This is a genomic window from Mesorhizobium sp. M8A.F.Ca.ET.021.01.1.1, assembly GCF_003998025.1.
Lineage (GTDB): Bacteria > Pseudomonadota > Alphaproteobacteria > Rhizobiales > Rhizobiaceae > Mesorhizobium.
This window is the reverse complement of the sequence record NZ_RZSJ01000247.1, coordinates 1-8,376: the sequence shown is the minus strand read 5'-3', so window position 1 is coordinate 8,376 and position 8,376 is coordinate 1. Positions and strand designations below refer to the sequence as shown.

Genomic DNA, 8,376 nt, shown 5'->3' with positions numbered 1-8,376 from the left:
CTGCAGAACCTGATCGCCGCCGCCGTGCTGGTGCACATGGTGCCGCTGCTTTCCGGGCTTGGCCTCGGGGCGACCGCCGCCATCGTCGGAACGCTGTTCGGGCCGTCACAAGTCTTGAGCCGTTTCATCAACATGGTCTTCGGCGGCAAGCTGTCGCCCTTGATGCTCGCCATCATCTCGGCCAGCCTGATGACAATCGGTGTGGTCGTGCTGGATAGCACCGCGCCTTCCATCGCCGGCGCGGTGGCGTTCGCCGTCATCTTCGGCATGGGCAACGGGCTTTTCAGCATCGTCACCGGCTCGCTGCCGCTCACATTGTTCGGCAGCGATGGCTACGGCCGCCTGCAGGGCAGGGTGATGTCGGCCCGGCTGATCGTCTCGGCTGTCGCGCCTTTTGCCTTGTCGGTCGCCATCGTGCATATCGGCATCGCCTGGTCGCTCGGGGCGATGGCGCTTCTGGGCGGTGCCGCGCTGATTGTACTGGCGGCGATCAGCAGATTGCCGAACGCGCGCGGCGACCGGGTGTGACGTCCGACGCGTTGCCCGCCGGTTCATGCCATCTGGCCGTGCGCCCATCGAGGCATCCGCGCTGCCTCACGACAGGCGGGCCGGTTCGCTCTATCTCCCATGCGGCCGGCCTTCGCGCCTGCCGGCATGGAGGATGAACCAAAGTGACATCAATGCCGGTTGCCAGCCGCGAGGCAGCACCCTTGCCGGTCGCGGCGCTGATGGGTGCCATGGTGTCGATCCAGATCGGCGCCACCTTCGCCAAGACGCTTTTCCCGGCGATCGGCGCGCAAGGCACGACGACGCTCAGGCTCGTCATCGGCGCCCTGATGCTGATCGCGGTGCTGCGGCCCTGGCAGATGCGGCCCTCGCGCGCCACGCTGCCGTGGCTCGTCGCCTATGGCGTGACGCTCTGCGCACTCAACCTTCTGTTCTACGCAGCGCTCGCCAGGATCCCGCTCGGCGTCGCGGTGGCGCTGGAGTTTTCCGGTCCGCTGCTGGTGGCGACGCTGACCTCGCGGCGTGCCAGCGACTTTGGCTGGATCGCGCTGGCGGTCGCCGGCATCGTGCTTTTGTCGCCCTTCATCCACTCGCTGCAGCCGCTTGACCCAGTGGGCGTGATGCTGGCGCTGGCCGCCGGCGGTTTCTGGGCGCTGTATATCGTGCTGGCGCAGAAGGCGGGCGCGGAGCTCGGCACCCGCACCACCGCCTATGGCATGGCCATCGCCGCCGTGCTGGTGCTGCCCTTCGGCATAGCCGAGGCGGGAAGCGGCCTGCTCGCGCCGTCGATCCTGGTCAGCGCGCTGCTCGTCGGCCTGTTCTCCAGCGCGCTGCCGTTCTTCCTCGAGATGGTGGCGCTGACCCGCATGCCGGCCCGCATCTACGGCACGCTGACCTGCCTGGAGCCGGGGCTCGGCGCGCTCGCCGGGTTTCTGTTCCTGCGGGAAAGCCTGACCATGCCGCAACTTGCCGGCATCGCCGCCGTGATCGTGGCCGCCGCCGGCACGGCGCTGACCTCGAAGCCGCCGGTGCCTTCACCGGAGTAAGGGAAGGCCGTCTCTTCGGCCGTCGCCGATCTGCGACGTCGGCTCCTTCATGGACTTCGCAAAAATACAACCCATATTGAGTCCATGGAGCTTTGAGCGTGACCTTCGCGCGGGTGGCCCTTCTTGCCGCGGCCTTCGTCGTCGCGGCTGTTCTTTGTCCCTTCTCCTCAGCCGGGAGCGAAAGGGCGGCCCTAAGCGTCGCCATTGACGGCGCCATCGGGCCGGCAAGCAGCAGGCAGCTCAAGGAAGCGCTCGATGCCGCGGCCAGGCGGGATGCCGCAGTCCTCATCCTGCAGCTCGACACGCCGGGCGGGCTGGTCACCTCGATGCGCGAGATGATCGCCGATATCCTGGCGTCGCCGGTGCCTGTCATCGGCTATGTCGCGCCGGCCGGCGGCCATGCGGCGAGCGCCGGCACCTATATCCTCTACGCCACCCATGTCGCTGCCATGGCGCCCGGCACCAATCTGGGCGCGGCGACGCCGGTGGAGATTGGCGGGCTGCCGTCTCTTCCGGGCGGCGACAAGAGCGACCAGAAGGGCGAGGGCGACCAGAAGGACGCCAACGGCCGGCCGGCGGGCGACGCGATGATGGCCAAGGTGACCAATGACGCGGTCGCCCTGATCCGCTCGCTGGCGGAACTGCGCGGCCGCAACGGCGACTGGGGCGAGAAGGCCGTGCGCGAGGCGGCGAGCCTGTCGGCCAATGCGGCATTGCAGGAACATGTGATCGATTTCGTCGCCCGCGACACCACCGAGCTCTTGCTGCTGGCCGATGGGCGCACCGTCGATGTGGCCGGCAAGAAAGTGGTGCTGGCGACGAAGGGGCTGCCGGTCGAGACGCTGAAGCCGGGCTGGTTCATCCAGCTGCTTTCCGTCATCACCGATCCGAACACCGCCGTCATCCTGATGTTGGTCGGCGTCTACGGCATCGTCTTCGAGTTCACCAGCCCGGGGGCCGTGGCGCCCGGCGTCATCGGCACCATCTGCCTCGTGCTCGGCCTCTATGCGCTCGATCTCCTGCCGATCAACTATACCGGCCTTGCCCTGATGCTGCTCGGCGTCGTTTTCCTCATCATCGAGGCCTTCAATCCCACCGTCGTGCTCGGGCTCGGCGGCGTGGCCGCCTTTCTGTTCGGTGCCGCCATGCTGCTGCGGGTCGAGGGGCCGGGCTTTGCCTTGTCATGGGCGATCATCGGTCCCGCCGCCGCGCTGACCCTTGGATTGGCGCTGCTGAGCGGCACCTATCTCTGGGCGGCGCGCCGAAACCCGCCGCGCGTCGGCGGCGAAGCGATGCGAGGCCAGCCGGCCGAGATCCTCGACTGGCAGGGCGGCGAGGGCCATGTGCTGGCCTTGGGCGAGCGCTGGCGGGCGAAGGCCGATGAACCCGTCGCGGCCGGCGACAGCGTCGAGGTGACCGACATCAGCGACCTCGTGCTGACCGTGCGGCGGCGCGACGCGGGAAGGAATGGAGCAAGGCAATGAACATCGGCTATGTGGCCTACCTGCTGCTTGCGGTTCTTGTGGTTATCTTCCTGTCCGCGGCGATCCGCATCCTGCGGGAATATCAGCGCGGCGTGGTCTTCACGCTCGGCCGCTTCACCGGGGTCAAGGGGCCGGGCCTCATCATCCTCGTTCCCTTCGTCCAGCAGATGGTGAAGGTCGACCTGCGCGTGGTGGTGCAGGACGTGCCGCCGCAGGACGTGATTTCGCGCGACAATGTCTCGGTAAAGGTCAACGCCGTGCTTTATTTCCGCATCGTCGACGCCGAGCGGGCAGTCATTCAGGTCGAGGACTACATGGCCGCCACCAACCAGCTGGCGCAGACCACGCTGCGATCGGTGCTCGGCAAGCACGAGCTCGACGAGATGCTGGCCGAGCGCGACAGGCTCAACAGCGACATCCAGGAGATCCTCGACCAGCGCACCGATGCGTGGGGCATCAAGGTGTCCAATGTCGAGATCAAGCATGTCGACCTCAACGAGAACATGGTCCGCGCCATCGCCAAGCAGGCCGAGGCCGAGCGGCTGCGGCGCGCCAAGGTGATCAATGCCGAAGGCGAGCAGCAGGCGGCGGCGAAACTGGTCGAGGCGGGCCGCATGCTGGCGGCCGAGCCGCAGGCCATGCAGCTGCGCTATTTCGAGGCCTTGCACGATATCGCCGGCGAGCGCTCGTCCACCGTCGTGTTCCCGCTGCCGGTGGATTTGCTCAGCCAGTTCCTGAAGCAGGGGAAATAGAGGAGAGCCAGCATCGGAACTGCCAATCTCGGTCTCGTGCGGGAGATTCCCCGTCTTCGCCCTTGCTGCCGCCAAATTGTCTGACCTTCTCGTTGTCAGAACCTGACGCTGAGATCTGCCTTGGCGCCGTTGTCGGTGTTGTGGCCACCGAACTGGCCGACATAGGACAGGCCGAGCGTGGCATTGGTCGACATTTGCAAGTCGAAGCCGGCCTCGATCACCGCGCTGTCGCTGGCGACGGGCACGCCGGCGATGGCAAAAGCATCGCCGCCGGCGAAGGCGAAGGTCGAGGTCGGCGTGACGTCGCCAAAGGCGTGGCGCCATCCGAGCGTGCCGCGCGCGGTCGCGCTGATGCCGCCGAGCGCGACGTCGGTCGAGGCGCGCAGCCCGAGCGTGGTGAAGGTGGCATTGGTGGTTGAGCTGGCGCTGGTCAGCGCGGCGGCGCCACCTTGCTCGGTGAAGCCGTCAGCATGCACACTGACATAAGCGAGATTGGCGAAGGGCTCGAACTTGAAGCGGCCGACACCAGCCTTGTAAGCGAGTTCGCCGAACACCTGCGCCGTGCCGGCGTCATAGTCAGCCGACAATTGGTCGGCGAAGCCGTTGAAGGCCACCGAGCGTTTTGTCGAGATGCTGTTCCAGCTGTAGGCGGCGCCGGTGCGGAAGGCTATGGCGCCCCAATTGGTGCCGCCGTAGAGTCCGAGATGATAGTTGTCGCTGGCGCCGCTGGAATGGCGGTCGTCGGCGTCGAAGGACGAATGGCTGTAGCCGCCGATGATGCCGACGCGCCAATCGCCGATCGGGCTGTCGGCGCCGACCAGGAGGCCGCCGGTCGAGCGATCGAAGTTGGCTGCATTGCCGTCGCTGCCGGTTTGACCCCAGGAGCCGAAGGCCTGGCCCCAGACGGCGAAGCGGTCGGTGTCGGCGGCCACCATCCCGGGCCCGCCCTCGCCATAGGCCATGACCGGCAATGCGGCTGCGCCGGCATCGCCGAAGGCTGCGCTGATTCGCTTGGTAGCGGCGTCGCGGATGAAGCGGCTGTCTTCCAGCAACATCCCCTTGGCCGAGGCGTGGATTTCGCCCGAGAGCTGGTCGAAGGCGTCCTGGGCGGCCGCCTCACTCGGCAAGGCAAAGATGGCATCAAAGAGCGGATTGCCGCTGCCAAGGCTTTCGGCGCCGCCGCCGGTTGCGATCTGGTTGGGCGTCAGGCCGACCGAGGCGAAGGACTTCGCCTGCACCACATCGAGATAGACATGCGTGGGGTCGTAATTGGCGATAAGGCCAATGAAGGGGCCGGCCCCGCTGAGCGTGTAGGTGCCGGTGACGCCCACATCGGCTTGCAGCACGGTGTAATGCGTGCCCGGCACATAAGGCGCGGCGTCCGTCTTGACGACATCGAGGACCGTGCCGTCGGCGATCGTCGCCGTGCCCGTCGCCAGGATGAGGTCCGACTGGCCGGTCGAGGTGAGTTCGACCTGGTAGATCGAGCCCGCCGCCTGGTCGATGTCGCCCGCGACATTGAGCGTGCCGATCGAATTGCCCGGTGCGATGACGCCGCCTGATTGTGCGACGATGCCGCCAACCGTGCCGTTGCCACCTAGCATTCCGCCCGTGATCGTCACCAGCGAACTGGCCAGCGAACCGTTCACGGCCAGCCGTCCGCCGTTCACATTGGTTGCACCGGTGAAGCCGCTCGAATTGGCGGTCAGGTTCGTCGTGCCGGCAATCTGGTCGATCGAGCCCGCGCCGCCGATCGCCGATGCGAAGGTGTAGCTTGTGTCGGTGTGGTTGAAGTTGATCGCACCCGCGCCTTGTCCGAACTGAACGCTCGCCGCATTGAGCGCGCCGGCCGCCGCCGCTGGCGATCCGCTCGCTGCACCGATATTCAGCGTGCCGACGGAGCCCGCCAGAAGGGCGATGTTGACCACGCCGCCGGCCGACACCACGCCGCCATTCGCGATCGTCAGTGAGCCTGTGCCACTACCTCCAATGTTGAGATCACCGCTACTGGTCCACGTCGAGCCGGAGCCGCTGACGTCGGCGGTACCGATGGATCCGCCATTAAAGCCCAAATAGCCATCGGCATTGGCGACCGTGCCGCCGTTCGAGACGATCAATGAACCGGGTCCGCGCTGACCGACAATAAGGAGGCTGCTGCTCGTCCAGGTTGAGCCCGCGCCGCTGACCATTGCCGAACCCGTCGATCCGACATCAAAACCCAGATAACCAGCAGCGTCGGTGACCATGCCGGCGTTTGAAATCGCTAGCGTGCCGGCGCCATAACCGCCGAGAACGAGGGAAGAACTGTTTGTCCAGGTCGCGCCGACGCCATCAACAAACGCCATGCCCGTCGAGCCCACCTTCGCGCCAATAATCGCAGAGCCGTTGCTGACCGCGCCATGCGAGATCGCCAGCGTGCCGGTGCCATAATCGCCGACAAACAGATCCGCGCTGTTGGTCCAGGTCGAGCCGGCGTTGTCGACAATCACCGTGCCGGTCGAGCCCGCCTGCGAGCCAATGACGCCAGTACCGCTGCTGACCGTGCTGCCATGCGAGATCACCAGTGTGCCCGTGCCGGCACTTCCGACGAACAGGTCTGCGTTCGTCCAGGTCGAACCGGCACCGTCGACGAAAACCATGCCGGTCGAGCCTGCCGAGTTGCCGACATAGGCGGTGTCGTTGCTGATGGCGCCGCCATTGGTGATCGTCACGTTGCCGGCGCCGAGATTGCCGACATACAGATCCGCGCTGCTGGTCCAGGTCGAGCCGGGACCATCGACGAAGACGGTACCTGTCGAGCCCGCGAAGTCGCCGACATAGCCCAAGGCGTTGCTGACCGTGCCGCCATTCGAGACCGTTAGCGAGCCCTGGCCTTGGAAGCCGATGAAGAGGTCGGAAGTGTTGGTCCAGGTCGAGTCAGCACCATTGACCGTCACCAGGCCCTTGGAGCCCACGTCATAGCCGGCATATCCCACCGAACTGGTGACCACGCCGCCATTCGTGATCGTCAGCGCGCCGAAGCCCGCGTTCCCGACCGCGAGCGCTGCGTTAGCCCAGGTCGAGCCAGCACCGTCGACAGTTGCCGTGCCAATGGAGCCCGCCAAATTGCCCAGAATGCCGCTCAGATTGCTGACCTTGCCGCCTTTCGAAATGTTCAGCGCGCCAGTGCCCTGATCGCCGACGAACAGGTGGGAAGAATTCGTCCATATCGAACCCGCTCCGTCGACCGTCACCGCGCCGTTGGAGCCCGCGTGCCAACCGATGGTGCCCATGGCATTGCTGACCGCTCCGCCATTGGTGATGTCCAGCGTGCCGGTGCCAAATTCGGCGATGTAGAGATCCCCACTGTTGGTCCATGTCGAGCCCGGGCCGTCCACCGTTACGGTGCCGGTGCCCAGGCCGTAGCCGACATGACCCACGGTGTCGCTCACAGCGCCGCCGCTGGAGATCTTCAAGGTGCCAGTGCTGCCGGTGCTCAAGGCAAGGAAAAGGTCGGAGCTGTTGCTCCAGACGGAGCCCGGGCCAGTGACGCTCACGGTGCCGCTCGCGTTCGAAACGTAGCCGAGATAGCCGGCAGTGTCGGAGAGGGTGCCGCCGTTCGTAATCGTCAGCGAGCCCGAGTAACTCGCAATGGTGCCCACAAACAGATAGTGGGCGGCCGCACTCGCCGCATCGACCACGGCCGGGTGCGGAAACACCGGATCGAGAATCACGTCGTCGCTCGATGTCGGGACAGCGGCGGGGGTCCAGTTTCCGGCGGCGAACCAGTTCGTGGAGGCGGTGCCGGTCCAGACCTCGGCTGCCGATGCAGGGATCGGCTGGCCAAGGCCGACCAGCGCAGTCGAGGCCAGCGCCAGGCATTTCAACGCGTTAGCCTTGCGGCCTCCAAATGCATTCCGCGGCATTTAACCCCCTGACATGACAGTCGTTTCACCCTGAAGGCTGACATGTCATTGGAGCCCGGCCTTGTCTTGGGCAGGGCGGCACTGGAATTGGACTGGAGCGAAAAGCAGCGTCTTTTGCGCGCACTGTGGCAGTTCGGCGTCATCGGTCGCGCAGGCGCTGCGGATTCGGCCTCGCACGGGCTGATATCGGACCGAAAGCTGCAAACTTATCTGGCGCTTGTCGGCGTATAGCCGAAGCGGCGACGAAAGCAGCGGTTGAAGTACGATACGTCGCTGAATCCGCTTGTCAGGGCGATGTCACTGACCCGCATGTCGCTGTGTTTGTGCGAGAGCATCCTGTGGGCGCTCTGCAAACGCAGTTCGAGAACGCGTTCGGAGAAGCTCATTCCCGTCTCCTGAAGGAGGTCGTGGACGTAGCGCACCGACAGGCCGAGTTGTTGCGCCACACTTTGGGCGGAGATGCCGGGATCGATAAAATCCTCGGCGATCCTTGCCAGGACGGCCTCCAGCCTGGCAGCGCGCAGGCCTCGAAGCCCGGCCAGTTCGGCAGCCCGACCTTTCGCGCCGGTCGCCAGGCCGATCAGATCCACGATCGTGTCCGTCGCGTGCGTGATCAGATCCGCCGAGGCAAGTGGGCTGCCGCTTTCAAGAAGCAGGCAATAGCGTTTGAGAAGATCGAGGG

Annotated in this window: 5 protein-coding genes and 1 pseudogene; 4 read left to right on the top strand and 2 right to left on the bottom strand. The window is 65.8% G+C overall.

Annotated elements, in window-relative coordinates; genetic code table 11:
- From EOA36_RS19325 to EOA36_RS19310, 4 genes and pseudogenes are all read left to right on the top strand, one after another.
- Positions 1-528, top strand: a pseudogene (locus EOA36_RS19325) (MFS transporter); the annotation flags it as partial.
- A gap of 143 nt (positions 529-671) precedes the next feature.
- Positions 672-1,553 carry a DMT family transporter gene (locus EOA36_RS19320; protein WP_127278990.1) on the top strand — a complete coding sequence of 294 codons (882 nt, stop codon included), beginning with the start codon at positions 672-674 and terminating at the stop codon, positions 1,551-1,553.
- A gap of 98 nt (positions 1,554-1,651) precedes the next feature.
- Positions 1,652-3,037, top strand: a complete 1,386-nt coding sequence (locus tag EOA36_RS19315) for a nodulation protein NfeD (protein ID WP_127278989.1) — start codon at positions 1,652-1,654, stop codon at positions 3,035-3,037.
- Positions 3,034-3,789, top strand: a complete 756-nt coding sequence (locus tag EOA36_RS19310; protein WP_127278988.1) for a slipin family protein — start codon at positions 3,034-3,036, stop codon at positions 3,787-3,789. The genes EOA36_RS19315 and EOA36_RS19310 overlap by 4 nt, the downstream gene beginning before the upstream one ends.
- A gap of 95 nt (positions 3,790-3,884) precedes the next feature.
- Here EOA36_RS19310 and EOA36_RS19305 read toward each other — a convergent pair whose 3' ends face one another.
- Positions 3,885-7,694 carry an autotransporter domain-containing protein gene (locus EOA36_RS19305; RefSeq protein WP_127278987.1) on the bottom strand — a complete coding sequence of 1,270 codons (3,810 nt, stop codon included), beginning with the start codon at positions 7,692-7,694 and terminating at the stop codon, positions 3,885-3,887.
- 206 nt (positions 7,695-7,900) lie between these two features.
- Positions 7,901-8,376: helix-turn-helix transcriptional regulator (locus EOA36_RS19300; protein WP_145969220.1), on the bottom strand; the 476-nt coding region annotated here is incomplete at its 5' end.